This window comes from Rothia sp. HMSC078H08 (assembly GCF_001808955.1).
GTDB lineage: Bacteria > Actinomycetota > Actinomycetes > Actinomycetales > Micrococcaceae > Rothia.
Genome location: NZ_KV795245.1, coordinates 1 through 26,682, shown reverse-complemented (window position 1 = coordinate 26,682; position 26,682 = coordinate 1). Strand labels below are relative to the sequence as shown.

At 56.9% G+C, this 26,682-nt stretch carries 21 protein-coding genes and 1 tRNA gene; 16 read left to right on the top strand and 6 right to left on the bottom strand.

All coding sequences use genetic code 11. The annotated features are described in order from the left end of the window. The first annotated feature begins 833 nt into the window (after positions 1-833). From HMPREF2528_RS01945 to pknB, 14 genes are all read left to right on the top strand, one after another. Entirely contained in the window at positions 834-1,385 is a 552-nt protein-coding gene (locus tag HMPREF2528_RS01945; protein ID WP_070541938.1) for a MarR family winged helix-turn-helix transcriptional regulator, read from the top strand. A gap of 515 nt (positions 1,386-1,900) precedes the next feature. Continuing rightward, positions 1,901-2,425, top strand: coding sequence for a ferritin (locus HMPREF2528_RS01940; RefSeq protein WP_049363751.1), 525 nt, complete (start codon positions 1,901-1,903; stop codon positions 2,423-2,425). Between the two features lie 232 nt (positions 2,426-2,657). Then, complete coding sequence (nhaA, locus tag HMPREF2528_RS01935) at positions 2,658-4,010, top strand: Na+/H+ antiporter NhaA (RefSeq protein ID WP_070541935.1); 1,353 nt, start codon at positions 2,658-2,660, stop codon at positions 4,008-4,010. 51 nt (positions 4,011-4,061) lie between these two features. After that, a complete protein-coding gene (lysX, locus tag HMPREF2528_RS01930) occupies positions 4,062-7,412 on the top strand; it encodes a bifunctional lysylphosphatidylglycerol synthetase/lysine--tRNA ligase LysX (protein ID WP_083297862.1) in 3,351 nt (1,116 codons plus the stop codon). A gap of 337 nt (positions 7,413-7,749) precedes the next feature. Further along, positions 7,750-9,312, top strand: a complete 1,563-nt coding sequence (locus tag HMPREF2528_RS01925; protein ID WP_070541929.1) for an alanine/glycine:cation symporter family protein — start codon at positions 7,750-7,752, stop codon at positions 9,310-9,312. Positions 9,313-9,495: 183 nt separating this feature from the next. Beyond that, positions 9,496-9,783, top strand: coding sequence for a PLDc N-terminal domain-containing protein (locus tag HMPREF2528_RS01920; protein WP_044150893.1), 288 nt, complete (start codon positions 9,496-9,498; stop codon positions 9,781-9,783). A gap of 142 nt (positions 9,784-9,925) precedes the next feature. After that, positions 9,926-10,012 (top strand) — tRNA-Leu (locus HMPREF2528_RS01915). A gap of 228 nt (positions 10,013-10,240) precedes the next feature. Next, positions 10,241-11,122, top strand: coding sequence for an FhaA domain-containing protein (locus tag HMPREF2528_RS01910; RefSeq protein WP_049341962.1), 882 nt, complete (start codon positions 10,241-10,243; stop codon positions 11,120-11,122). Next, positions 11,122-11,586 (top strand): FHA domain-containing protein FhaB/FipA, encoded by a 465-nt coding sequence (locus tag HMPREF2528_RS01905; RefSeq protein ID WP_049341961.1) that lies wholly within the window; start codon positions 11,122-11,124, stop codon positions 11,584-11,586. Before HMPREF2528_RS01910 ends, HMPREF2528_RS01905 begins: the two co-directional genes overlap by 1 nt. A gap of 3 nt (positions 11,587-11,589) precedes the next feature. Then, positions 11,590-13,353 carry a PP2C family protein-serine/threonine phosphatase gene (locus HMPREF2528_RS01900; RefSeq protein ID WP_049341960.1) on the top strand — a complete coding sequence of 588 codons (1,764 nt, stop codon included), beginning with the start codon at positions 11,590-11,592 and terminating at the stop codon, positions 13,351-13,353. Continuing rightward, entirely contained in the window at positions 13,346-14,806 is a 1,461-nt protein-coding gene (locus tag HMPREF2528_RS01895) for an FtsW/RodA/SpoVE family cell cycle protein (RefSeq protein WP_005507381.1), read from the top strand. The genes HMPREF2528_RS01900 and HMPREF2528_RS01895 overlap by 8 nt, the downstream gene beginning before the upstream one ends. After that, positions 14,799-16,238, top strand: a complete 1,440-nt coding sequence (locus HMPREF2528_RS01890) for a peptidoglycan D,D-transpeptidase FtsI family protein (RefSeq protein ID WP_070541926.1) — start codon at positions 14,799-14,801, stop codon at positions 16,236-16,238. Before HMPREF2528_RS01895 ends, HMPREF2528_RS01890 begins: the two co-directional genes overlap by 8 nt. After that, positions 16,235-17,992: a protein kinase domain-containing protein gene (locus tag HMPREF2528_RS01885; protein WP_070505496.1), complete on the top strand. Its 1,758-nt coding sequence runs from the start codon at positions 16,235-16,237 to the stop codon at positions 17,990-17,992. Before HMPREF2528_RS01890 ends, HMPREF2528_RS01885 begins: the two co-directional genes overlap by 4 nt. A 47-nt stretch (positions 17,993-18,039) precedes the next feature. Next, positions 18,040-20,199, top strand: coding sequence for a Stk1 family PASTA domain-containing Ser/Thr kinase (gene pknB / locus HMPREF2528_RS01880; protein WP_049345746.1), 2,160 nt, complete (start codon positions 18,040-18,042; stop codon positions 20,197-20,199). A 212-nt stretch (positions 20,200-20,411) separates the two neighbouring features. Here the strand turns inward: pknB and HMPREF2528_RS01875 are convergent, their stop codons facing one another. Genes HMPREF2528_RS01875 through HMPREF2528_RS01870 form a run of 3 tightly spaced genes read right to left on the bottom strand, consistent with a single transcriptional unit; the run spans position 20,412 to position 21,990 of the window. Further along, entirely contained in the window at positions 20,412-21,044 is a 633-nt protein-coding gene (locus tag HMPREF2528_RS01875) for an aminodeoxychorismate/anthranilate synthase component II (RefSeq protein ID WP_012904364.1), read from the bottom strand. 15 nt (positions 21,045-21,059) lie between these two features. After that, complete coding sequence (locus HMPREF2528_RS09175; protein ID WP_005507386.1) at positions 21,060-21,221, bottom strand: hypothetical protein; 162 nt, start codon at positions 21,219-21,221, stop codon at positions 21,060-21,062. A 19-nt stretch (positions 21,222-21,240) separates the two neighbouring features. Next, entirely contained in the window at positions 21,241-21,990 is a 750-nt protein-coding gene (locus tag HMPREF2528_RS01870) for a class E sortase (protein ID WP_044150898.1), read from the bottom strand. Positions 21,991-22,149: 159 nt separating this feature from the next. On the opposite strand from HMPREF2528_RS01870, the gene HMPREF2528_RS01865 reads away from it, so the two are divergent. Then, complete coding sequence (locus HMPREF2528_RS01865; RefSeq protein ID WP_005507388.1) at positions 22,150-22,464, top strand: cell division protein CrgA; 315 nt, start codon at positions 22,150-22,152, stop codon at positions 22,462-22,464. A 199-nt stretch (positions 22,465-22,663) separates the two neighbouring features. Here the strand turns inward: HMPREF2528_RS01865 and HMPREF2528_RS01860 are convergent, their stop codons facing one another. Next, positions 22,664-23,581, bottom strand: a complete 918-nt coding sequence (locus tag HMPREF2528_RS01860) for a LysR family transcriptional regulator ArgP (RefSeq protein WP_049350261.1) — start codon at positions 23,579-23,581, stop codon at positions 22,664-22,666. A 206-nt stretch (positions 23,582-23,787) separates the two neighbouring features. On the opposite strand from HMPREF2528_RS01860, the gene HMPREF2528_RS01855 reads away from it, so the two are divergent. Continuing rightward, positions 23,788-24,420 (top strand): LysE/ArgO family amino acid transporter, encoded by a 633-nt coding sequence (locus HMPREF2528_RS01855; protein ID WP_070541922.1) that lies wholly within the window; start codon positions 23,788-23,790, stop codon positions 24,418-24,420. Between the two features lie 24 nt (positions 24,421-24,444). Here the strand turns inward: HMPREF2528_RS01855 and HMPREF2528_RS01850 are convergent, their stop codons facing one another. Both HMPREF2528_RS01850 and HMPREF2528_RS01845 read right to left on the bottom strand, forming a co-directional pair. Further along, positions 24,445-25,878 (bottom strand): D-mannonate dehydratase, encoded by a 1,434-nt coding sequence (locus HMPREF2528_RS01850; RefSeq protein WP_070542032.1) that lies wholly within the window; start codon positions 25,876-25,878, stop codon positions 24,445-24,447. Positions 25,879-25,925: 47 nt separating this feature from the next. After that, on the bottom strand, positions 25,926-26,309 hold the full coding sequence (locus HMPREF2528_RS01845; RefSeq protein ID WP_246823843.1) for a hypothetical protein: 384 nt from the start codon (positions 26,307-26,309) through the stop codon (positions 25,926-25,928). Between the last annotated feature and the right edge of the window lie 373 nt (positions 26,310-26,682).

Below are 26,682 nucleotides of genomic sequence, written 5' to 3'. Positions count from 1 at the left end.
CTCCTGGCACGATACGGCACGACAATACCGCAGGTACGCAGTGTAGCCAGGCGGCGTAGCCACACTTGTATAGCTACATAACAGCACAGGTGTTTGCGCCTCCTCGTATGCTCCTCCCCCGGCTCGTACAGCGCTCTTGCTGATGCCGATATGAGGGTAAAGAAAAAGAGCACCCGACCATTGGATGCTCTTAGAGTGAGTTGATAGAAATTTGAGTTAAAAAGATACGGTACGGAATGCAGCCCAACCACGAACTGCACCCGCACCGCACATCCGTCGGTAGAAATACGAGTTACTCGTACACCGACGACAATCACCGATAAATAGAGAGTCGAACCTATCGAAGCGAGCTTCCGGTCTCGCCTCGGAGGCTTCCTTCGACCCCGTTATGTAATTAGTGTACACGGTTTCATTACGGTTGCAAAGCCAAAACCGAGATTTTTTTAAAATTTTTGTTACCGTTTCGTTATTTTTCGACCTCGGAACACTCTTTGCCGGCCCGAGAATTTTCTTCCACCACCCAAAAACCCTGATATTCCGCGGAAGTTGGCATTATGCACGGAGGTGCTTCTTGGTATGGTCTCGTCTATACTTGTACCAGAAATCTTTTTAAATATGTCGCATATCACTTGCTTACCTTGGGTATTTGCAGTCACTGCGTGCAAAAAGATGACCCTAGCACCCTTCAAAAAATTAGCACTAAAGTGTCAATCATTACTTGACCGTACCAATTTTGAGTCACCTAGTCAGACCTTTCGCTACAATGGGTGCCAACACGCCACTTCTCTCTTTATTTAAGAGAGCTCCATATCCGATAAAAGAGGAATAATCCCGTGTCCACACCAACCACGTCTGAGCAGCGGTCCGAAAATACCGCACACAGCGAATCCACCCAGTGGCTCTCCCCGCAAGAGCGAGAAGGCTGGCTCTTTATCAGCTCCATCATCTTCAGCCTCACCCGCAAGCTAGAGAATCAGCTACAGACCGAGGCTGGCATTAGCTTTGTTGAATACATGGTGCTCGCAATGCTCTCCGAGTCCAAGGATCATTCCCTGACCATGACCGAGCTGGCAATCACTACGAACACTCTTCCCGCACGCCTCTCACGAGTCGTAGCGCGTTTGGAGAAGGATGGATACGTCCGCCGTTCCCTCAGTGCTGAAGACCGCCGTGTGAGCATCTGCCACCTGCTCCCCGCAGGCGAGCAGAAGATCCAGGAAGTCGCACCCAGCCATGTTGGCGAAGTACGCCGCCAAATTTTCGATCACCTCACCCCCGAGCAGGTTGAGCAGCTTGCCGAGATCGGTAAGGCTGTTCTGGGTGATACTCCTTCAAACGTCATCTCGATTGATGCACTGCAGCGTGGGGAATACCCCGCACACTAACCTCCTCCACCCCACAGAGGGATGAGAGTTGAGAGAACCAGAGATAAGGCACATTCCCCACCGGGAACGTGCCTTATCTCTTTAAAGGTGCGCGCAGAACAACCTTTACGGAGGCGGTTGGGGGCGCATCGGGGTTCTGGCCACACCAGTTTCGCCGCATTTTCGAGAGATTTTTAAGATTTTTTTTGCGCCCTCTAGCCCCGTGCGCGGGCACCCAACATGGTGTCTCTATGTTTACCTTGAACCGTAGGGTTTGTGGTTTTTAAACCCGCTGTCTATCCCCGTTAAACCGCGAAATCTCAAGGAAACACACCCAATACCACTCAATCCAAAGAGAGTATTCAGGGCATCCACACTAAGGGTTATGGCGACAATATGTCAGGGGTACCTCATCTACCCCACCGATTAGCCTTTTCTCTCTGTACACGCCCCAGAGCACCCCGTACGATAAATATCAACAGGTTGCACCGCGCCATCCGGCGCCCAAGAGCAATCACCATATAAGGAGAAACCATATGTCTAAGTCTTTCTACGACCTTCTGAACGAGCAGATCGGCCACGAGTTCGCTGCATCTCACCAGTACCTGTCCATGGCTATCTGGCTCGACGGTGAGGATCTGCCCCAGCTGGCTAAGTTCTTCTACCGCCAGTCCCTCGAAGAGCGCGAGCACGCACTCATGATGGTTCAGTACAAGCTGGACCGTGGCCACAAGGTTGAGATTCCCTCCGTTCCCGCTGTCAAGAACGACTTCGAGAACGTTCAGGAAATCGTCGACATGTCCCTGGCACAGGAGAAGGTCGTCACCGGTCAGATCGAGGCACTGTTCTCCGCAGCACGCGCTGAGAACTACGCACTGGGCGAGCAGTTCATCCTCTGGTTCCTGAAGGAGCAGGTCGAGGAAGTCGCCACCATGGAAACCCTCGTGACCGTCGTAAAGCGCGCCAACGGCAACCTCTTCGACCTGGAGAACTACGTTGCACGCGAGCTGGCAGACGACCACGGCCAGGAGTCCGGCGCACCCGCAATCGCTGGTTCCTAATCTCTCGTTTGACGGCTAGGCACCTAGTCGACCACGCAGAATATTAAAACGTTCCGCCCTCCCCACACGCCGTGGGAAGGGCGGAACGTTTATGCATATACGCCATAAAAGCACACCGCGGTGCACCGTCCAGGAGCTAAAAGCCGCCAGCCGGTACTCGAATACTCATACAGTGCAGAGTAAACTTAAAAGCCTTAGATGCCGCATAATATCGCGGCAGAAAGAGGAGAGAATGACTCACACCAACCCAGATACCCTCAGCCGCGGCTCATATAGCAACTCACGCCGCGTAGCCGACATTCTGCGTGCAGAATCAGTCGGCGGTACCGTACTTCTGATTGCGACGGTGCTGGCAGTAGTACTCGCCAACACCCCCGCATCCACCTTCTACTTTGGTCTGCGAGACACCGTTGTTGGTCCGGTCATCCCCGGCTTCAACCACCTGCAGATGAGCATCGGAACCTGGGCAGCAGACGGTCTGCTCGTCGTTTTCTTCTTCCTCACCGGCCTGGAGCTGAAGAAGGAATTCGTGATTGGTGACCTCAAGTCGCCCTCCACCGCTATTGTGCCGATTGCGGCCGCCTTCGGTGGCGTGGCAGTGCCCGCGATTATCTACACGGCGCTGAACTTCACCAGCCCCACCGCTCTGCACGGCTGGGCGATCCCCACCGCAACCGATATTGCGTTCGCGGTGTCTGTTCTCGCCGCCGTGGGTACTTTCCTCCCCTCGGCGATGCGTGTCTTCCTGCTGACCCTGGCAGTGGTCGATGACCTGATTGCGATCTGCATTATCGCGATCTTCTACACCAATAACTTCCACGGCGAGTACCTGCTCTTCGCGCTCATTCCCCTCGCTCTTTTTGCGTTCATTGCCTACCGCGGTGAGACCATGCTGCACCTGAAGCCGCTCGCCGCATGGGTTCTGCTGTTGCCCCTGGGTATCATCACCTGGGCACTCTTCCTCGAATCCGGTATTCACGCCACCATTTCCGGCGTGGTTCTGGGCTTCCTGGTGCCCGTGAAGATGTCCGCACGCTCCGAGGCAGCGCACGCTGAACACGGCCTGGCAGAGGTGCTGGAGCACCGCTTCCGCCCCCTCTCCACGGGCATCTGCGTACCCGTCTTCGCGTTCTTCAGCGCGGGTGTGGCCGTTGGCGGCTTTGAAGGCCTCGGACGCGCCCTCACCGACTCCGTGGCGGTCGGCATCATGGTTGCGCTGGTTGCGGGTAAGACCATCGGTATTTTCGGTACTACCTGGCTCGTGACCCGTTTCAAGAACGCCAACCTCGACCCGGACGTCGCCTGGATTGACGTGCTCGGTCTGGCTGCAACCGGCGGTATCGGCTTCACCGTGTCCCTGCTGGTGGCTGAGCTGTCCTTCCCGCACGGCTCTCCGCACACCGAGGACGCAAAGATTGCGATTCTCGTCGGCTCTGTTCTGGCTGCCGTTGTGGGTGCGGCTATCCTGTCTCGCCGTAACAAGCACTACCGTGCCCTGGCTGAGAAGGAAAGCGTGGACGCTGACGACAACGGCATCCCCGATGTCTTCGAGGGCACCTACCGTGACCCGAAGGCTGAAGCCTAGCCAGATTCTTTAGGTCCAATACCTTCTCTACACCCCGATTCCTCGCTGATCATGATGTCTCACCGCACTACCTCACGTCGCCGTACAGCACGAGCAGGGCAGGCGCCCGCGCCTCCTTCTAGGTATGCAGAGACGTCAGCACGCGTGGTCATCGGGGTGTATTCTTTTGCCGCGCTTCTGACCACGTTTGCGTGGATTATCTCTCCTCTGCGGCGCGGCCGCGGCTTCACCTGGTGGGAAGTTACCGCGGACCTGCTGAATATTCCCTCCACGCATACTCTGCCCAGCGCCATTACGATGATTGTGCTGGTTTCCGGCCTGATTGTGCGCAAGCGCGCTGCCCTCATTGCAGCCATCGTTTTTCAGGTGCTGGGCGCACTGATTGCGACCCATAGCGCTTTCACGCTGGCGTTCCCCGCGGGGATTATGCCGAAGGACCGTATTTTCTCCTCGACGGTCGATACTCTCTCCATCGTGTTTGCGTGTGTGCTGGTGCCGTTCCTTTTCTCGATTCGTTCGGCGTTCCCGGCACGCATTGGTCGCCTCTCGTGGGTGGGTGCGGCATTGACGGCTGTTGGCGGTATCCTGCTGACTACCCTGGTGCTCTGGTACCTCTGCCACATTGGTGTGTGGGAGCCGTTGCGTTTCATCACCCCGTGGGAGCTACTCATGCACGGCATGGGTATTGAGCGTACGCATCCTGGTGTTTGGGCTGCCGATGTGGTGGCTTTCTTAGCGTCGTTTGGTTACGGTGCTTCGCTGGTTGCGGCGCTGTACCTGTTGGCGCGCGGCTACCGTGCCCCGGACGCCTGGACCGGTGAGAAGGAGCTGAAGATTCGCGCTCTGCTGCAGCAGTATGGCGCCAATGATTCACTCTCCTATTTTTCGACGCGCCGCGATAAGCAGGTGATTTTCTCTCCGGATCAGAGGGCGGCGATTACGTACCGTTCGGTGGGTTCGGTGTGCTTGGCGTCGAGTGACCCGGTGGGTGACCCCGATTCGTGGGATGCCGCGATCGAGCAGTGGATGCTACAGGCACGTAGTTACGGTTGGGTTCCTGCGGCGCTGAGCGTGAGTGAGGCGGGTGCGCGCGCCTATAACCGGGCGGGTCTGTCGATTATTCAGATGGGTGAGGAGGCGGTCCTTGAGGCGGATCGTTTCACGCTCAATGACACGTCGATGTTGCCGGTGCGTCAGGCGGTTCAGCGTGTGCGCCGCGGCGGGTATACAGTGCAGATCCGCCGTTTTTCAGAGTTGAACGAGCAGCAGCGTCAGCAGGTTGCGGAGAATATTTCTGCGTGGCGTCATGGGCGTGTGGAGCGCGGTTTTTCGATGGCTCTGAATCGTGTGAATGATCCGGCGGATTCTTCCTCTCTGCTGGTTTCTACGCATGATGAGGCTGGTCAGATGGTGGCCCTACTGTCCTTCGTCCCCTGGGGTCCTATCGGCCTATCGCTGGACGTTATGCGCCGCTCCCCTGATGCACCTAATGGTGTGGTGGAGTTTATGGTGGCCTCGCTCATGGAGCAGGCGGCGGCGCTGGGTGTACGTCGGGTGTCGCTGAATTTTGCGATGTTTGGCCATATTTTTGAGGCTGCGGATCAGGTGGGTGCGTCGGCGTGGAACCGTTTCGCATCCCGTTCTTTGGGTGTGCTGGATCGTTTTCTGCAGTTGCGCCGCCTGTATCGTTTCAATCTGAAGTTTGCCCCGCTGTGGGTTCCTCGTTATGTGGCGACGGAGCCGACGTTGGCGATGGTGAATGTTGTGTTTGCTGCGGGCATGGCGGAGGGTTTCTTGCCAAATCTGTCGGCGCGCCGTTTGCAGGATCAGGAGCAGCATCTTTCTGCAGGTGAGTTGGAGGCTCTTCACCAGATGCAGCTCGCTACTGTGGAAGAGCTTCCTGAGGTGTCGCGTAGCGATCAGACTCAGCATCGTCTGCGCCATCTGGAAGCACTGCGTGCGGCGGGTATGGAGCCGTATCCGCTGGGCGGTGAAAAGGCTGGTACTGCTGCCTCTGTGCTGGGTGTCAAGGATGCTCTGCGTATATTCTCTTCTGAAAATATTCCAGATTCGGAATTCATGGTTTCGGGGCGTGTTCGCGCGCTTCGCAACCACGGTGGAGTTCTCTTTGTGACTCTTATTGAAGGTGACAAAACCCTGCAGGTCATCATGGAACGCAGCCTGGTGGGCGAGCGCCCGCTGAGCCTTGCCTCCCGCAACCTGGACACCGGTGACATCATCACCGTGCAGGGCACCTACGGGGTGAGCCGCACCGGCACTCTATCGCTGATTGCTTCCTCCTGGAGCATGGCGTCGAAGAGCCTTCACCCCATCCCCTTCGACTCTTTTACTGATCCGGAGGCGCGCCTGCGTCGCCGTTCCACGGACCTATTGGTGCATCCGGATCAGATGCAGAATCTGCGTCTGCGCACCGCGGTCATTAAGGCGTTGCGTGCCCGCCTAGATGCGGAGGGTTTCCTTGAGGTGGAGACCCCGATTCTGCATACGGTGCACGGTGGCGCGAGCGCGCGTCCGTTCCGCACGTATATCAACGCCTATGGTGAGGATTTGACGTTGCGTATTGCGCCGGAGCTGTATTTGAAGCGTCTGGTGGTCGGCGGCAGCGGTCCGGTGTATGAGCTGGGTCGTGATTTCCGTAATGAGGGTGCTGATGCGACCCATAACCCGGAGTTTACGGTGCTTGAGGCGTATCGTCCGTATGCGGATTATGTGCAGATGCGGCAGTTGACGGAGCGTCTGATTAAGGATGCTGCCCAGGCGGTGTTTGGTTCGGTGTCTTTGCCGCTGGGGCATAAGGCTTCGAGTGAGCGCACGGTGTCTGATGTGTCGGGTCCGTGGCGTGTGGTGTCGGTGTGTGATGCCCTGTCGGAGGCGCTGGGTCGCCGTGTGGATGTGCAGACGGATTTTGAGGAGTTGCTGACCCTGGCACAGCAGCACGGTGTGCGTGTTCATGAGGGTATGGGCCCGGGGGCCATCGTTGAGGAGCTATATGGTGAGCTGGTTGAGGCGCATACGGTGGAGCCGACGTTCTATACGGATTTCCCCGCGGAGACGAGTCCGCTTGCGGCACCGCATCGTAGTGTTCCAGGTTTGGCGGAGCGTTGGGATTTGGTGATCAACGGCATGGAGATGGGCTGTGCCTACTCGGAGCTGGCGGATCCGCTGGTGCAGCGTGAGCGCCTGACGGAGCAGTCGTTGAAGGCGGCTTCGGGTGACCTGGAGGCGATGGAGGTGGATGAGGATTTCCTTTACGCCTTGGAGACGGGTATGCCGCCGACGGGTGGTTTGGGTCTGGGTGTGGACCGTTTGGTGATGCTGTTGGCTCAGACGCAGATTCGTGGGGTGTTGTCGTTCCCGTTTGTGAAGCCTGAGCGTTCGTAGCCCGACTGATACCCACGCTTCTCCGCTAAGCCCGGTGCGAGGTTTTGTACCTTGTGCCGGGCTTGTTGTGCCCGCCCTGCCGGTGCCGTCAACACCTCCACGGAGTCTATATTTACTCTGTCCATATATTAAGTATTCGTTACATTTTGCATTTGACCCCTTTTTTAAGTTGCTCCGTGAGGGTTGCGCACCCCACAATGAGGTGACTAATCATACGGAGTGTATCTGTCTCCGTTACGCGGCTTTGAGTCCGCGCCACCCAGCAATGTAGCCCACACGTTGTCCGTCTTTCGGATTTGAGCGTGCGGGCTTTTTGCTTTCAAGATTGGAGTGCCGAGTGGATTTTCTTCTGAATATCATCGGGGACATTAATACGCAGACTGCGGAACTGACTTCCTCCGTGGATGCCGTGCAGAACTGGATGTGGAGTAATTTCCTCTACTACGCTCTGATTGCGGCTGGTCTGTACATTACGATCCGCACTCGCGGTGTGCAGTGGCGTTCCATTAAGGAAATGATCCGCGTCCTGGGTGACCCGGTTGCTCGTGAGGCTGACGGTAAGAAGAGCATTTCTTCGTTCCGTGCGTTTACTGTTTCGGCGGCTTCTCGTGTGGGTACCGGTACTGTTGCGGGTGTTGCTTTGGCTATTGCTATGGGCGGCCCGGGTGCTGTGTTCTGGATGTGGGTTATTGCTGCTGTTGGTGCGGCTTCTGCTTTTGCGGAGTCCCTTCTGGGTCAGCTGTATAAGGAGCGCGGTAAGGATTCCTATATTGGTGGTCCGGCGTACTACATGAAGCGCGGTCTGAATGCTCCGTGGATGGGTTACATCTTTGTGGCGTTCATTGTGGTCACTTATGCGTTCGTGTTTGTGGCGGTTCAGACGAATGCTGTGGTGGATGCTGCGGCGAACTCGTTCAGCATTGATGTTTCGGGTACTAACTCGATGGGCTTCCGCATCACTATTGGTCTGATTATGGTGGCGCTGACTGCGGCTATTATTTTCGGTGGTATTCGCGCGATTTCTTCGGTGACTGAGTGGCTGGTGCCGATTATGGCGGTACTGTATCTGCTGCTGGGTCTGCTGGTTGTTCTGCTGAACATTGGCAAGGTTCCGGAGATGCTGCTGATGATTTTCCAGGGTGCTTTTGGCATCAAGGAGTTCGTGACCGGTGGCGCGATGGGCGCCGTGATTTGGGGTATGAAGCGTGGCCTGCTGACTAACGAGGCGGGTATGGGTACTGCTCCGAACGCTGGCGCGACCGCTACTATTTCTCACCCGGCTAAGCAGGGTTACGTGCAGACTCTGGGTGTTTACTTTGACACCATGATGGCGTGTACTGTGACTGCGTTTATTGTTCTGCTGTCGAACCCGACCTATGGTGATCGTTCTCGTGGTGCGTCGCTGACTCAGTCGGCGCTGGCTATGCAGCTGGGCGATTGGGCGGTTCACTTCTTGACCATCGCTATTTTCATGTTTGCGTTCTCGACCGTGATTGGTAACTACTACTACGGCGAGTCGAACATGCGTTTCGTGACTGAGCGTAAGCTGCCGATGACTATTTTCCGGGTGCTGGTTCTGGCGTTCGTGTTCTTCGGCGCGATTTCTTCGCTGGATCTGGTGTGGACTACCGCGGATATGCTGAATGCCGGCATGGTGATTGTGAACTTGACGGCTGTGCTGCTGCTGACCCCGAAGGTGGTTGCGGTCTTGAAGAATTACGAGGCTCAGCGTAAGGCTGGTTTGGAACCGATTTTCAAGGCTTCGGATATGCCGGAGATTAAGAATCTGGCGGCGTGGGATGGTACCGATGCGGTGACTACCCGCGAGTTCTGGGCTGAGTATGATGCGAAGACTGCTGAGCGTCGTGCTGCGAAGAAGGCTAAGAAGGCTAGCCGCTAGTTTGTGAGCCTTGTATAGGCTTTTGCGGAGGGTCCGTCCTGCTGTGTGCGGGGCGGGCCCTTTTGCGTGCCCGAGGGGCGTGTGGAGGGGGGCGCCTGCCGGCACACGTTCTGGGCGCATCCTGATGCATATCCCGGGGCATATTCGGGGTCTGTATCCTTAGGAAGGATATTAGGAGGGTTTATGGATTGGCATGCCGTACTGGAGCTGGTGGTCACGGTTGTTTTTCTGGCGGGTATTGCGTTGGCGCTGCTGTGCCTGGTGACGATTCATCGGAACCCGCATTTTTCGGAGGTACAGAAGTTGAAGTGGCTTCTGCTGGTGCTGTGTCTGCCGTATGTGGGTCCGGTGACGTGGTTGTTGCGTGCGCGTCTGGAACGCATTGATCGGGAGCGTACTGAGCAGGAACGCGGAGCGCAGGCTTCTGCGGCTGCTTCCGATACTGCAACTTCCGAGGAGGGTGGCTGGTAACGGCTCGGAGGCTCTTCCTGAGCCCCCACCACCACCTCCACATAACACAAGTAACAAAGGTCACACATTCTCGATTGGACAGCACCGTATGCAGTCCGTATAGTTTTATGTGTTGCCTGCGGTGATACACCGTAAGACACATGCGCGAGTGGCGGAATAGGCAGACGCGCACGGTTCAGGTCCGTGTGCCCGTGAGGGCGTGGGGGTTCAACTCCCCCCTCGCGCACCAACGATCCCCGGTTCGAAAGAACCGGGGATTTTTTCATATCCATAACCAATTCCCCGCTAAATGACGGGGTTCCAGAGCGATGGCAAGTGCATCACCTAAAATAGAATCGGGTGTGTTCATTCACAGGGCACACAGCTAACGCACAGACACGCTCGTTAAACTGAGCCTTTCGGATAAAGACCGTTTGCGCGGTCTGTTGCTCGGAATGGTCGTTGAGAAGGAGGCGGCATGAAGTTTTTCGACAAGCTGGGCAAGCTGGAGCAAGGCATCGGTCGCACTGTCGGCCTTTCCAAGGGCTTCGGCACCTTTGCGAAGGCGGATGTCGCTAACCGCGTCCGCATCATGATGGATGACGAGTCCTACGTGGACGGCAGTGGCCGCACTATGGCCCCTAATGTCTATACTCTCCGTTTCGCACCGGTTGATTTCCCTCGCGTGCGCGAGTGGGGCAACCCGTTCGCTGTTGAGCTGTGCGATTTGGCGATTTCGCACGCCCGCGCGCAGGGTTACACCCTCATTGGTGCGGTTCGCGTGACCTTCAACGTTCTTGATTCTCTCTCTGAGGGCGAGTTTGAGGTTGTTGCGACTTTCGAGCCGTTCTCTGTACCGGAGGCTCCGGCGTCCCCGTCTTTGCGTGGTGCTACTAACTATGCGCCGGTGCGTCCGCCGCGCGAGTCTTCTTTGCCGACCCGCATTACGAAGCCGGCTGCTCAGCCGGCCCAGCCCGCACACCCTGCACAGCCCGCGCAGCCTGCACAGCCGCAGGCTCCTGTGGGTCGCCCGAGCATGCCTGTAGCACCCCCGGCAACGGCAGCTCCCCGTTTCTTCTTGGAGATTGAGGGTCGCATGCACCCGGTGAACCACCTGCCGTTTGTGCTGGGCCGCGGTTCTGATGCTGATTTTCGTCTGGACGATAAGGGTGTTTCTCGCCGTCACCTGCAGCTTTCGATGCAGGGTGGTGCGGTGGTCGCCACCGATATGGGTTCTACCAACGGCACGTTGATTAATGGTGCGCCTCTGCGTGCGCCGGTGGTGCTGGCGAACGGTTCGCTGCTTCGCATGGGTAATACCCGCATCATCTTCCATAGTTCGACCGGAGGTGTCCGTTAATGGCGTCCGAACTGACTGTTACTATCCTTCGTTACGCTTTTCTGGCGCTCATCTGGTTCTTTGTTTTCCTGGTGGTTTCGGCTGCTCGCCGTGACCTTGGTTTGGGTAAGAACTATCGTGCGGCGCCGGTTGATGCAGTTCCGGAGGCTACCCATATTGTGCCTCCGCCGACTCGCCCTTCGCAGCTTGTGATTACTGCCGGTGCGCAGGCTGGCGCCATGATGCAGCTGGGCGACCAGCCGATTACTATTGGCCGCGCTAATGACATTGAGGTGTCTCTGCAGGATGATTACGCCTCGGGTCGCCATGCGCGCCTGTTCCCTCAGGGTTCCCGTTGGTTCCTGGAGGATTTGAATTCTACTAATGGTACGTTCGTCAATGGCGAGCGTCTGACTCGTGCGACCCCGATTGAGCCCGGTGATGATTTCCGCGTTGGCGGTACCACCATGCAGTTGAGGGGCTAGTGTATGAAGATTGCTTTTCGTTTTGAGGCCCGCTCTGATACGGGTCTGAAACGCTCGAAGAATGATGACTCCGGCTACGGTGGTCGTTTCCTTGCGGTCGTTGCTGACGGCATGGGCGGCCACGTGGGCGGCGATGTCGCGTCGGCTACGACGGTTCTGAATCTGACTCCGCTTGACCATCCTGACTTTGAGGATGGTACCGGTAGCGTTTATCTGGCTGATGAGATTCAGAGCGCGAACCTGATTATTAATGAGCTGGCGGCAAATGATCCGCAGCTGGCGGGTATGGGTACGACCTGTACTGCCCTGCTGATTGACGGTGACTGCATTGAGTTCGCCCATATTGGTGACTCGCGTGCGTATCGTCTGCGTCCGGGTGCTGATGGCGAGTTTGAGCAGATTTCTACTGACCATACGTTTGTGCAGCGCCTGCTCAATGAGGGTCGTATTACCCCGCAGGAGGCGGAGAACCACCCGCATAAGAACGTGATTATGCGCGTTCTGGGTGATGTTGACGCGTCCCCTGAGCTGGAGTTGAAGACTCTGGACGCTGTTCCCGGCGAGCGCTGGGTGCTCTCTTCGGATGGTTTGGATGCTGTGGTGTCCCTGTCGGAGATTGAGCAGGTCATGCGTTCTACCGATGACCTGTCTGAGATTGCTGACACTCTGATTGCGATGACCTTGGAGCGTGGCGCTCCGGACAATGTCACGGTTGTGTCTCTGCAGGTAATTGACCGTGAGGTTCTGCCGGTGGATGAGCCGGTGGGTCCTTCGAGCCTGCCTGAGTCTGCTCTGCCTGATTCGATTGTGGCGGAGCAGGAGGTCAGCACGAACACTCAGAAGCTTCCCGAGGTTGCTGCCACGGCTGAAGCTGCTGAGGCTTTTTTGGGTGCGCACCATGATGAGGACTCTGAGGAGCATCATCGTCGGTCGTTGCGCCGTTTCCGTCGTGCTCGTGACTTCTCTGGCACCCTGTTGCACAGCGGTTCTGGGGCGGTTCGTCACCATATCGGTACGTACGATAACGCCGTGGATGCGGCTCTTACGAACGCTGCGATTTTGCGTAGCGAGTTGGGTTCCCGCCCGCATCAGCTGGTTGGTGCCGCTTCGGTGGCTACTGAGACCGGCATGATTCCGGCGGTGACTTCTCGTACCCTGGAGCATCGTGCGACGGTGGCTCAGCGTGTGCCGTTGAAGGTTGAGTCTGATGAGGCGGCCCTGCCGGCTGAGCTGGAGGAGCTGATTGCTGAGGACACTGAGGAGCGTTCGCGTCCGAGGTCGTGGCCGATTCGCCTGTTTATTACTCTGCTGGTTGCGGCTGTTTTGACGTTGGCTGCGTGGACCGGTCTGCGTTATGTAGAGCGTAGCTACTATGTGGGTGAGAGTGACGGCACGGTTGCGGTGTACAACGGTATTCCGCATGCGTTGGGCCCGATTCGCCTTTCTCACGTGGTGGAGAATACCGATATTCCTACGAGTGAGCTGAGCGATCATACGCGTTCTTTGTTGCGTAATGCGATTACGGCGAAGGACCTGGATGATGCGCACCAGATTGTGTCTCGTTTGAAGACTCAGGCGGATCAGACGCGTGAGAAGGCTGAGCAGGCTGCAGCGTCTGCCTCGGCTTCCGCTTCCGCTTCCCCGAGCTCTGCGGCACCCAGTGAGGCTCCGAGCTCTGAAGCACCGGGCTCTGATTCGGCATCCCCGGCTCCTGAGCAGGCTTCTTCGGAGGCTCCTGCTGCGGTAGGCGGTGAGAATAATGGCTAAGTTCTCGTTCCGTCGTGAGTCGGATGCGCCTCGTGCACGCCGTTTCACGGAGCTTTTCCTGCTGGTTTTGGCGGTGGGTATCAGCTCGTTCGGCATGTATCTGATTGATCCGGAGCATGCTTTTGATACGTCGAAGAGCCAGTGGTTGCCGTGCACGGTGGTGCTGGGTGCCGGTGCTCTTCTGATTCACCTAGTCATGCAGTTCCGCGCACGTTATGCTGATCCGTTTATTCTGCCGCTGGTGGTGGCGCTGAACGGTATTGGTTTGACCATGATTTATCGTCTGGACCCGCAGATTGCGGCGCCGGTGGGTGATGGTCAGCTGATGTGGACCGGCGTGTCTATGGTGCTGTGCGCGATTATCGTGTTCGTGCTCAGGGATTACCGTCTGCTACGTAAGGTCACGTACACCTCGCTGGTGTTGTCGATGATTCTGCTCATCATGCCGCTGGTTCCGGGTCTGGGTATGGAGCTTAATGGTGCTCGTATTTGGATTCATATCGGTAACCGCACGTTCCAGCCGGGTGAGGTCGCGAAGATTACTTTGGCGATTTTCTTCGCCGGCTATTTGGCGACGCACCGTGACCTGATTCTGGTGGCTGGCCGCCGTATTGGTCCGATTAATCTGCCGCGTCTGCGTGATTTGGCGCCGGTGTTCTTGGCGTGGATTGTGAGCCTGGGTGTTCTGGTGTTCCAGAAGGACCTTGGTTCGGCAATCATGTTCTTTGGTCTGTTCATGGCGATGCTGTACCTGTCGACCGGTCGTATTTCGTGGCTGGTGGTTGCGGGTATCGGTATGGCTGTGGGTGGCTATTTCGCGTACCACTATGTCTCGCACGTGCACGCCCGTATTTATGCGTGGGTGCATGCTTTTGATCCGGAGATTTACCAGGCGTCTCCTGGCGGTTCGGGTCAGATTCTGCAGGGCGTTTTCGGCCTGGCTTATGGCGGTCTTTTTGGCCGCGGTTGGGGTCAGGGCCGCGCGAACCTCGTCCCGTACGCTAACTCGGACATGATTATTTCCTCGTTGGGTGAGGAGCTGGGCCTGGTTGGTCTGGGCGCGATCCTGATGATGTTCATGCTCCTGGTTTCGCGCGGTTACCGTGCGGCGTTGGGTACTCGTGATGGTTTCGGTAAGCTGCTGGCTGCTGGCCTGTCTACGGTCATGGTTCTGCAGCTGTTCGTGGTGATTGGTGGCGTGACTCGCTTGATTCCGCTGACTGGTCTGACGACTCCTTTCATGTCTGCCGGTGGCTCCTCGTTGGTGGCTAACTGGATTATTGTGGCGCTGTGGCTGTCGATTTCTCATAGTGCCCGCGCACCTCACCTGGTGGCTGGTTATGATGCTCCGCAGGGTATTGACCATGCGGACACTAGCTACGAGCCGGAGGGTGCTACTAGCGTTCTGGCGCGTATTACGGCTAAGGATTCTGGAGGTGAGAAGAATGGATAGGGCTATTCGCCGCATGTGGATGTCTGCCGCGTGCGTGTTTGTCCTGCTGATGGGTACCCTCAGCTATATTCAGTTCTTCGATTCGAAGACGCTGATGAATAATCAGTGGAATTCTCGAGCGCTCTACGACAATTACGGTTCGGCACGTGGTTCGATTGTGGTTGATGGTACGGAGATTGCTTCGTCGGTGAAGTCTGATGATGAGTACAACTACCAGCGTGTGTATAACCACCCGCTTAAGTATGCGGCTCTGACCGGTTATTTCTCCACGATTTATGGCGCGACCGGTTTGGAAGCTGCTATGGATAAGGAGCTTGCCGGCACGAGCGATAGCCAGTTCTACGACCGTGTGGCGCAGCTGTTCAGTGGTTCTTCTGCGCAGGGCGCTAGCGTGGAGCTGACGATTAATTCGAAGCTTCAGGATATTGCCTATAACGCGTTGCAGGGCCGTAAGGGTGCTGTGGTGGCGTTGAACCCGAAGACTGGTGAGATTCTGGCGATGGCTTCTTCGCCGTCCTATGATCCGAATCTTCTGTCGTCTCATACGAGCTCTTCGGTGTTGGCAAATTACCAGGCTCTGACTTCTGATGAGGACAGCCCCCTGTTTAACCGTGCGATTGCGGGTAACACCTATTCGCCGGGTTCGCCCTTCAAGATTATTGATGCGGTGGCGGCGCTGGAGTCCGGCAAGTACAACGCATCTTCGGTCATTGCGAACCCCGCGCAGTTGCCGCTGCCGGGCACGAACATCAGCCTGCCGAACTATACGGGCGGTCAGTGTTCGACCCGCACTCAGGTGACGATTGAGTGGGCTTTGGCTCAGTCCTGTAATACGCCGTTTGCGCAGATTGCGATGGATTTGGGTCAGGAGCGTATCGCGAAGACCGCTGAGAATTTTGGTTACGGCCAGGATTTGAAGATTCCTTTGACGGTTTCTAAGTCGTCTTTCCCGTCGAATCTGACGCAGAGCCAGCTGGCCCAGTCGGCGATTGGTCAGTACGACGTGAAGACCACTCCGCTGCAGGTGGCGATGACTTCTGCAGCGATTGCAAATGGCGGCGTGCAGATGAAGCCGAACCTGATTCGTTCGGTGAAGACCAGCAACCTGAGCACTTTGCAGGAGTTCTCTCCTGAGAAGCTGCGTACGTCCACTAGCCCTGAAATTGCTAACCAGGTGAAGCAGTGGATGGTGAATGCGGTTGATAATGGTATTGCACGTAATGCTGGTGTCTCCGGTGTGAAGGTGGCGGGTAAGACCGGTACCGCGGAGACCACGGCAGGTTTGAATAATTCTTGGTTTACCGGTTTCGCGCCGGCTGATGATCCTCAGATTGCGATTGCTGTGGTTTATGAGGATATTGACGTGGCGACCGGTGCCCAGTTGGCAACCAGTACTAGTAAGCAACTCTTTGAGGCGGTGTTGAACAAGTGAGGCCTGCGGCTGATATCACTTTGGGCGGGCGCTACACCCTAACCGAACGTATCGCGATTGGCGGTATGGGCGAGGTGTGGAAAGCTCGCGACAAGGTGCTTGGACGCATCGTTGCGGTCAAGATCCTCAAAGAGGAGTACACCGGTGACCCGGGCTTCTTGGAGCGTTTCCGCGCTGAGGCCCGTAATACGGCGCTGTTGAACCACCCCGGCGTAGCGAACGTTTTCGACTACGGCGAGGAGGACAACTCCGCGTACCTGGTCATGGAGCTGGTGCCGGGTAATCCGCTCTCGAGCATTATCGAGCACGAGACTACCTTGCCGCCCGATCGTATTCTGAACTTCATTGCTCAGACCGCTCGCGCGTTGGCTGCGGCTCATTCGCAGGGTCTGGTGCATCGTGACGTGAAGCCGGGTAACCTGATCATCACTCCGGATGACCGTGTGAAGGTGACCGATTTCGGTATTGCTCGTCTGGCTAACCAGGTGCCGTTGACGGCTACCGGCCAGGTGATGGGCACTGCCCAGTATTTGGCGCCGGAACAGGCAACCGGTCAGGCGGCTACCGCGTCTTCGGATATGTACTCGTTGGGCATTATTGGTTATGAGTGCTTGGTGGGTCGTCGTCCGTTTACGGGTGAGTCGCAGATTGCGATTGCTTTGGCTCAGGTGAATGATCCGCCGCCGCCGCTTCCGGAGACCATCCCGGCTCCTGCTCGTGCGCTCATCATGTGCTTGTTGGCGAAGGACCCGGCTCAGCGTCCTAAGGATGCGACCGCTCTGGCTTCTGCGGTGGATGCGATTCGTCGCCGCGATCTGAAGGCAGCGGTGAAGGCTGTTCCTCCGCTGGCGCAGTTCTTGGCTGAGGAGAATGCTGACGACGGTACTGTCGCGATGACCGCTATGGATGTTGCGGCTGAGCCGATTAGTGCTTCTGCTACTCCGCGTTTTGGTTCTGGTGGTCGTTTCTCGCCGGAGCCGACGACGGCGCCTATTCCTCGTACGGGTGCGCAGACCATGCGTCCAGCTTCGGGTCGTGTGAAGGCTGCTGTTGCCCCTCCGGCTAAGCGTGGATCGAACGTGTGGATGTGGGTTGCTCTGCTTCTGGCAATCGTGCTGATTGCTGGCGGTATTTGGACGGTCCTCTCCTCCAATAGTGGTGGCGGTTCGACTGATCCGGTTCCGAGCGCTTCTTCGTCTGTTGTTCCGACGAACACGGGTACCGTTTCGACGGTGGAGCCGACTGAGTCTGCTTCTGCCCGTGCTGCAAAGCAGAAGGTGACCATCAACGCGATTAACTATGAGGGTCGTGAACTGCAGGATGCGGTGAACGAGCTGAAGAACCTTGGCTTGTCCCCCAAGACTGAGGGTGTTGAGTCTACTCAGCCGGAGAACACGGTGATTTCGGTTTCTCCGACGGGTACTTTGGAGCAGGGTAATAGCGTGACTGTTCGCTATTCCACCGGTCCGAAGTCGGTGACTTTGCCGTCGAACCTTGAGGGTAAGAACGTTGATGAGGCGTCGAAGGCTGTTGCCGCTCTGGGTGTGAATGTTTCTCTGCATTATGAGAATTCGGACACGGCGGCCCCCGGTACGGTGCTTCGTACTACCCCCTCATCTGGCACCAAGGTCACGGTTGGTAGTAATGTAGACATGTATGTGGCCTCTTCCAGTTCGGGTAGGGGTTCGAGTGCGAGCGCTTCTGCTGCACCGTCTGCGTCGGCTTCTGCTTCCGCTTCTGCGTCGGCGCGTTAGCCCCTACATTTTGATTTAGTTTTAGTCTTAGTGATCCAGGAGAACTTATGGACCTGTCGGTTCCCGACACGGTTGATAACCGTTACAAGGTACTCGAGGTAATCGGTACCGGTGCGATGGCAACCGTTTATGCTGCTGAGGATACTCGCCTCGGCCGCAAGGTTGCGCTTAAGATTCTGCGCCCGGAGCAGGCCCAGGACGATACGTTCCGCGCACGCTTTAAGCGTGAGGCGGAGGCTGTGGCGTCTCTGAACAATCCTGCGATTGTTGCTGTCTATGACACCGGTTCGTATAACCCTTCGCAGGATGGTGGGGAGTCTGCTTCTTCGGAAGAGGGCACCGCTATTCCTTATATCGTGATGGAGTACGTGGAGGGTCATACTCTGCGTTCCATTCTGTCCCGTGGCGGTCATCTGCCGGTCCGTGATGCTTTGGGTTATTCCGAGCAGCTGCTGGGTGCTTTGCAGTACAGCCACTCGATGGGCATCATTCACCGCGATATTAAGCCGGCGAATATTATGGTGCTGGAGCGTACCAGCGAGGATATCGCTAAGGGTCAGCCGGGCCAGATCAAGGTCATGGATTTCGGTATTTCCCGTGCCATTGAGGAAGCTGGCGAGGCGCTGACCAAGGCTAATGTGGTGATGGGTAGCGCACGCTACATGTCCCCTGAGCAAGTGAGCGGCAAGGAAGTTGACGCCCGTAGCGACCTGTACTCTGCTGCTTGCGTAATTTACGAGATGATTGCTGGTCGTTCTCCGTTTGACGCTGAGTCGAATGTTGATCTGGCGGCTAAGCATCTTTCGGATGCCCCTGAGCCTCCGAGCAAGTTCACCCCGCTTGAGGTTCCTGCTGGTCTGGATGCTGTGATTCTGAAGGGTCTGGCGAAGAACCCGGATGAGCGTTATCAGAGTGCTGCTGAGTTCGCTCAGGCTCTGGCGTCGGTTGTTCGCCCGGGTGAAGAGACCGTGGTTCAGGATGCAGCGATGACTACTGCTTTTGTTCCTTCGGCGACTACTGCTTCCCTGGGTGAGGATTACGCCCCGTACACCACCTCGATTACTGAGGCTTCGGTGGAAGACGGCGGCCTCAACGGCTTCTTCGAGTATGAAGACGATGAGGAACTGTATGACGAGGAGGAGTACGCAGAGTACGATGAGTCTTCGCCGCGTAAGCGTGCGTGGGTTCGTTTCCTTGTGGGTACTCTGATTGTGGCTCTGCTGGTTTTCAGTGTCGGCTCGGTTCTGTACTACCAGAACAAGCTCAATGAGGTTCCGCAGGTTCAGGTTCCGGCTGTGGTGAATGTTTCCCGCGATGATGCCGATAACCAGCTGCGTAACCGAGGCTTCGTGGTGGAGTACCGTCAGGGCTACTCGGACAACATCAAGAAGGGCGACGTTATCAACGTTGAGCCGGGTGTCGGTTCTACGGTTAATAAGGGCTCGACCGTGGTTGTGACTGTTTCGAGCGGTCCGGAGAAGGTCAAGTTGCCGGATAACCTGCAGGGTCAGAGTGAGGCGTATGTCCGTAACGCTCTGAAGGACCTGGGTCTGGTGGATGGCCGCGTCTCCACTGTGGAGAGCGCTTCCGTTCCTGCCGGTATGGTTGTGGAGCTGTCCCCGGAGAAGGGCTCGACCGACGATAAGGGCGCTCAGACCGTTGAGGCTGGTAGCACCGTGAACATTGTCCTGTCCTCCGGTAAGGTAAAGGTCCCCTCGCTGGTGGGTCTGACCAAGGATCAGGCGATTGCTGCTCTGACCGCTCAGGATGTTCTGCTGAACACCAACATTGAGACTGTTCAGACTAACGAGCGTCCTGCGGGCACTGTGCTTTCGCAGAGCTCTGCGGCGGGTACTCTGGTGGCTCAGAACAGCACTGTGACGATCCGTGTGGCTGCTACTCCGACTCAGACGACCGCTCCGACTACTGCGGCTACTCAGCCTGCGGCGGCGACCGGTAACCAGAACGCTACTACTGGTAACCAGAACCAGCAGCGTTCTACCGCGGCTAACCAGCAGGCTACTCAGCCTGCGGCGGCGACCGGTAACCAGAACGCTACCACTGGTAACCAGAACCAGCAGCGTTCCACCGCTACGGCTACTCCGGCACCGGCTGCGTCCGCTACTGCGGGTACCCGTACGATTCAGGGTACTAACGCGAATACCAATGCGAACAACGCTAATAATGCAAACGCTAACGCCCGCTAAGGGGTTCTAGCGGTTAGCAAAAGGGGCGGCGCTCCACACCGTTGGGTGTGGGGTGCCGCCCCTTTTCGCGTATCTGGGCTTGTTCGTGTATCTGGGTTTGCTCGTAGCTAGGGGTCCAGATATAGCTATCGCCTCCAGTTTCCCTGTAGCGTGTCTGCTACGGGGCTTCTGGAGGCGATATAAGCCGTTGAGGGCTTCTTAGGCTAGAAGTACTAGGCCATGAGGGGCGAGAGGCTCTTAGCGCGCTCTGCGGCTCCCTGCAGGCCGGTTTCTTCGAGCCAGTTGCCAAGCATGAGGTATCCGCTTTCGGTCAGGACCGATTCGGGGTGGAACTGCACGCCGTGCATGGGGGCCTCGCGGTGGCGCAGGCCCATGATGATGCCATTGTCGGTGGTGGAGGTGGTTTCCAGGACCTCGGGCATGGTTTCGGGTACAACCGCCAGGGAGTGGTAGCGGGTCGCGGTGAAGGGGCAGGGCACGTCCTTGAACACGGAGACGTTCTCGTGCACGAGGCGGGAGGTCTTGCCGTGCATCAGCTCGGGGGCGTGGGTGACGGTGCCGCCGAATGCCTCCGCGATGGCCTGGTGGCCGAGGCAGACACCCAGTAGCGGCTTCTTCGCTTCGGCTGCCCAGCGGATGGTGTCAATGATGACGCCTGCCTCTGCGGGGGCACCGGGGCCGGGAGAGACAAGCACGCCATCGTGTTCTTCGGCGAGCTTGATGACTTCGGCGAGCTCGTATTCGTCGTTACGGATGACGGTGGTTTCAGCGCCGAGCTGCTGGATGTAGCCGACGAGGGTGAAGACGAAGCTGTCGTAGTTGTCGATAACAAGGATGCGGGTCATGGCACGTCCTTAGCGCTAATGGTTGATGGTGACGTTCAGGTTGAAGGGGCCGTACTCTGCGAAGTGGGGGAAGACGAATTCCATGAGCAGGTAGACTACGGCGAGTATCAGCACGATGGCGATGATGATGCGAACCCACAGGGGGCCGGGGAGGTGGCGGAAAATCCATGCGTACATCTTGCTTTTCCTCTCTGGTTTAGGATCCTGCTACGGAGGCGGCAATTTCTGCGGGCGCTCCGGCTGCGGCGGGCCGCCAGGATTCGAGGCGGGCGTGGACAATGTATCGTTCGGTGTCGCCGTAGCGCGGGTGGCAGGTAGTGAGCGTCAGGAGGCGCTCAGTGGGTGCTACGCCGGGCTGTCCGGGGACGGGTTCGATGACTTCTACCTGGTCGGGCTGCACGATTTCGTGGCTGTAGACGGTGTAGGTGTAGTAGCCGTCTTTGGTACGCACGTAGATGTGGTCGCCTTCGGTGAGCAGGTCGATGTCGTTGAGGACTTTACCGCGGGTTTGGCGGTGGCCTGCGAGGGAGAAGTTGCCGACCTGTCCGGGCATGGCGCTTCCTTCGTAGTGGCCGAGTCCGAGGGAGTCGAGCACGTCGGAGCTGGTTCCCTGGGTGGCGGGGCGCTGGTAGTCGGATCCGAACTTGGGGATGTAGACGATGCCGAAGACTTCACCGTGGCCGGGTTCGCTCAGACCGGCGGGAGGGGTGTTGGGGTCCCAGTCGGGGAGGGGTTCGGCGGGGTTGGAGTCGAATTCCTGGACGAGGGTGCTGACGGCTTGGGATTGGGTGCGGTCGGCGTCGATGTTGGTCCACCAGAGCTGCCATGCGACGAAGAGCAACAGCAGGAGGCCCACGGTGATAAGGAGTTCGCCTGTAATCTGGATGATCCAGTGCAGCACGGTGCGGGGGCGGCGCTCTGCGGTGGGTGCCGTTCCTTGGCTCATGCGTTCTCCTTTGTCCTTTGGGTTGTGTATGTTCTTGGGCGCCGGGTGGCGTTCCTTATCTTTCAACGCACGGAGAAGGTGAAATCATCCCGTAAGTCTGCAAAGATAGGTGTGAACATATATTTTTAGGTTACCCATACAACAATAAGCGGAGGAAGTATGTCGACCAACTCGGCTAAGGCATCGTCCAAGAAGAAGTCTCAGAAGTCTGCTAAGTCTGAGGTGGAGGATGCAAGCGAGCTGCGTCTGCGTGAGATTGCTCGTGAGATGGAGAGCGGCACGCAGCTGAAGGAGCAGACTCCGTTGTGGTACCGAGTGATTATGTTCTCGCTGCTGGCGGTGGGCATTCTGTGGATTATTGTTTTCTACATTACGCAGGGCCTGTTCCCGATTCCTGATTTGGGTATGTGGAATGTGAGTGTTGGTGTGGGCGCCATGATGGTGAGCATGCTGATGATGACTCGTTGGCGCTAGAGTTTTAGGCGTTATGACTTAGGCGTTAGAGCTTATAGAGAGGCGGCCGTCCCGTGTGGGGCGGCCGCCTCTGTATGTGTGGTGGGGTGTTATAGGGTTTTATTACCCGGTTCTTATATTCTTATATAAGAATATAGTCTAGTCAGACATATATTTTTAACAATTTGGTTAATTTCAGAATCTTGAATCAATGAACCCTTTAGTAGATTAGGTCGCCTCGTGCCGCTTCGTGGACGCGGCGGGTTACGGTCTCCATAACGGGCGAGTTGATGTTCCAGCGCTGCCAGTAGAGGGGGAATTCTACCGGGGTTGCGGCGAGCTTCACGAGGTGCCCGCTTTCGAGCTCTTCGGCGCATTGCGCCTCAGGAATGAGACCCCAGGCAATACCGGAGCTGACGGCTCGCGCATAGTCCGGAGATGAGGGAATGTAGATGGTGGGGCTTTGGGTGAAGGTTTCTTCAGCCTCTAGACCTACCTCTTTTTCGATGAGGGCTCGCGCCACATCCTGCACAAAGTCTTTACGGTCATATTCGACGACGGGGGCACGATTGAGCTCTTCGCGACTCATGGTCTTGGGCCAGCCGGGCAGGTACCGCTGCACGAAGTCGGGGGTGGCAACGCACCAGTAGCGTGCCACACCGAGGGTTTCGACGGAGCAGCCGGGGATTTTTTCGGGTTTGGAGGTGATGACTGCCATGACTTCTCCGGATCGGAGCATAGCGGAGGAGTGGAATTCGCCTTCTCGTCGCAGGTCACAGAAGATGCTGTCTTCGCGGCTGAGGATTCCTACGGCGTCGAGGAACCAGGTAGCGAGTGAGTCGGCGTTGACGGCAACGGAGACGCTCTGGAAGCCGCCGGCGCCCATGAGTTCGCGTTCCATTTCTTGCTGCAGGAATTCGCTTTGTCGGGCGATGCGCAGTACGCTTTGTCCGGCGTCGGTGGGGGTGACGGGGTTGCTTCGGCGTACCAGGACTTTTCCGGCAATCTGTTCCATGGCTTTGATGCGCTGGGAGATGGCGGAGGGGCTCACTCGCAGGATATCTGCTGCCGCGTCAAAGGTGCCGTATTCGATGACGGTGGCGAAGGTGGTGAGCTGGTCGGTACTGAAACGTGTCATAAGAATATCTTACGCAGTGTGAAAATATTTAGATAGATTTAGGGTCCTTTTTCCCGTATTCTCATCTCTGGCACTTCACACTTCCGCTAACGCAAGCTTTATCCCTGCATCACGAGCTTTTGCCTGGCAAGCTGATATTAGAGAAGCCACCGACCGCACTATCCGCGAAGCCCGTGCCCCATTTGACCCGCATAGAAAGTTTCACCATGCCCACCTCCCTGTCCCTGCTGTTTCTGGGCGCTACCACCACGATTTCTTTGGTGGCGGCTATTGGTGCCCAGGGAACTTTTGTGCTGCGTCAGGGTATTTTGGGTCGGCATATTACCCCGATCATTATTTTCTGCATTCTGTCGGATGCTCTGATGATTGGCTTGGGCGTGGTGGGCCTGGGCGCTCTGCTGGATGCGGCACCGTGGTTCATTGAGGTGTTCCGTTATGTGGGTGCGGCGTTTTTGGCGTGGTTTGGTTTTGAGGCTGGGCGGCGCGTGTTTACCCCGCATTCCATCGTGGTGGATGATGCGGAGGGCGATTCTCAGTCGTTGAAGGCGGCTCTGCTGACCACGGCGGCGGTGACGTATTTGAATCCGCTGGCGTGGTTGGATACGACTATTCTTTTGGGTTCACTGGCGAACGCCCAGGGCGATCCTGGCCGTTGGTGGTACTACCTGGGGTGCTGCTGCGGTAGTGTTATCTGGTTTTTGATGCTCGGGTATGGTTCGCGTCTGCTTCGTCCGCTCTTTGCGCGTCCTTCGGCATGGCGTGTTTTGGATGGGGCGACGGCGCTTCTCATGGCGTACCTGGTGTTCAATCTGCTGACGATGAACCTGTCGACCCACTAGCTTCTACCCCCTACCCAACCTCTTTTATGCCTTTTCAGGCTCTTTTTCCGTGTCTTCCTCTTCTTCATGGAGTACGAGTACTTCGTTCTTGGGCATGGTGAGCAGGCCCAGGTAGATATCGCGAATAACCAGGATGTGCTTGATTCGCGCAATCATGGGCTTGAGGAAGCTTCGGGCGTATTTTTCGTCGCTACTGGTGGTTGCGACAAAGCTGAGTCCGGAGAACACGGCAACGATCATGGACACCTTGATGACCACGGCGTTGATGTTGGTGTCTACGCCGAGGATTTTGAGGTGTTCGGGTTTGACGGTCATCCACGATTCAATGGTGGTATCGCTAATGGCGATGGACGAGAAGCCCATGAAGAATCCGAAGACGAGCATCATGAAGAGGGTCGCCTGAATAATCTGCCCAATCATGGGGATGATAATGAGGTTGCCCCAGGGCGCGGTTTTGAGGGGTCGGTGTTCGAGGATTTTCTTCTCTTCGACCCAGTCTTGGGCGGTGTTCCATATTCCACCTTCGAGGGCTGCGGCATGCTCGTAGTCGCTCTCGCTAAACCTTGCGATGTCGTCGCCTCTGTTGCGTCCTAGAAGGCGTGCTGTGCGCTCTAGGGAGGTCGTGACGACCACGAACACGGCGAGGAGCCCCATGAGCCCCAGAACAGCCCAGGTGCGCGGGAAGCTGAGCCCGTTGGCGAGCTTCCAGAGGTCTGCATTCACGAAGATGAAGAGCACGGACACCATGAGTACGGGTAGTACTTTCGCGATCATGGGCGGCAGGGAGGCGAGCTGGTGGATGGCGTGTTTGAAGGACCACCCTAGGATGGTGTCTACGCCGAGGAAGATGGCGAGGTAGATGCCCACAACGATGAGCGGGAATACTTGGGAACCGTCGTAGACGAAGTCGAGGCCGTCGAGGCTGCTGGATTCAAAGACACTGGCGACAAAGAGCATGCCGGCAAAAAGTACGGTAAGAATACCCGTGGTGATTTGAACCCACTTCGGAGTGCGGACCATCAGCACGTGGGCAAGAGTAATGAACACACCGGAGATTATCGGCATCACGAGGAAGATACCACCGAGCACGAGCATGGGTAGCACTTCATCGCTGAGTGCAGTGTTGGTCATGATGGCTTTGATGTATTCCGGGAGGGAACCCTTTGCGCCATCAACTACGAGAATGAGGATATCGCGTAGGAAGATGTAGCAGATGTGCATGATGCTCGCCCACAGGATCCAGGGTACGGAGCGAGGGAAGGCGTCGAGAGCACGCTGACGTGCAGGAATGATGAGGGGTACGCTCTGCTTGCGGAACCAGATATTGCTCTGCTTCAGCACATCAGTCTTGCTGTAGCGCTGAGGTTGTATCTCTCCCGCAGCCGCTTTGGTACGCAGTCGTGCCCAGATAGAGCGTGCATCCTTCTGCTGCGGGGTGTTCTGCTCCTGTGTGCTCATGACATACCACTCTACAGGGTCGAGCATGCCCTTTGATTATGTACCTTTTAGAGTTCTTCCTTCTGGAGTTCAGCTCCAATAAAGCGGGCGTACGCACTCATGAGTAGCGTGGCTGCTTCTTCTTGTTCCTCGTAAATGCCCAGTTCCTCGTCCTCACGACCTGCGTAGGTGCCGCTACTGATTTCGAGTAGGGATAGCGGTCCTTCTGCAGTCTCCGGGGCTAGGGCATCCAGGATAAAGCTCAGGCTTTCTTCCGATTCTTCAGCTACTCCCATGAGGCGCCCCAGGTATGTATCCGGGTAGGGTGCAATGGTGAGGACGTCTTCATTCTCGTGCTGAACAACGCGAGCTACAGGAATGATGTCACCGTCTGCGGTCTCTTCGAGCAGTAGCTCAGTGGAGAGGTCTATATGGCTTTCCTCGCTCTGCATAAACTGCCTGGGCCACCAGAGGTGAATGTATTCGGTCAGTGCCGCCCATGCTTCGTGAGGCTCCAGTGTGCTCTCTACATAGAGTGCTACCGTTCGTTCTTCACCGTTGTGTTGGTGCTGATGATCGACTGGCTCTGGTGCGTGGGAGAACATGGGGTAGTGCATGGTTCTACTCTATCCCAGTGTGTCTGTGAAGAGCATTCTTCCTTGTAGACAGAGCCATAGACAAGGGTCTGAGGGTACAAAAAAGGGGGCAGACCCGCATGGGTCTGCCCCCTTTCTAACTTTAGCTGTTAAAGCAAAAGAGCCCGCGCAAGCGGACTCTTTTTATTGCCTATTGGATTGTTATCCAAAAACCATACAGTGAACGCAA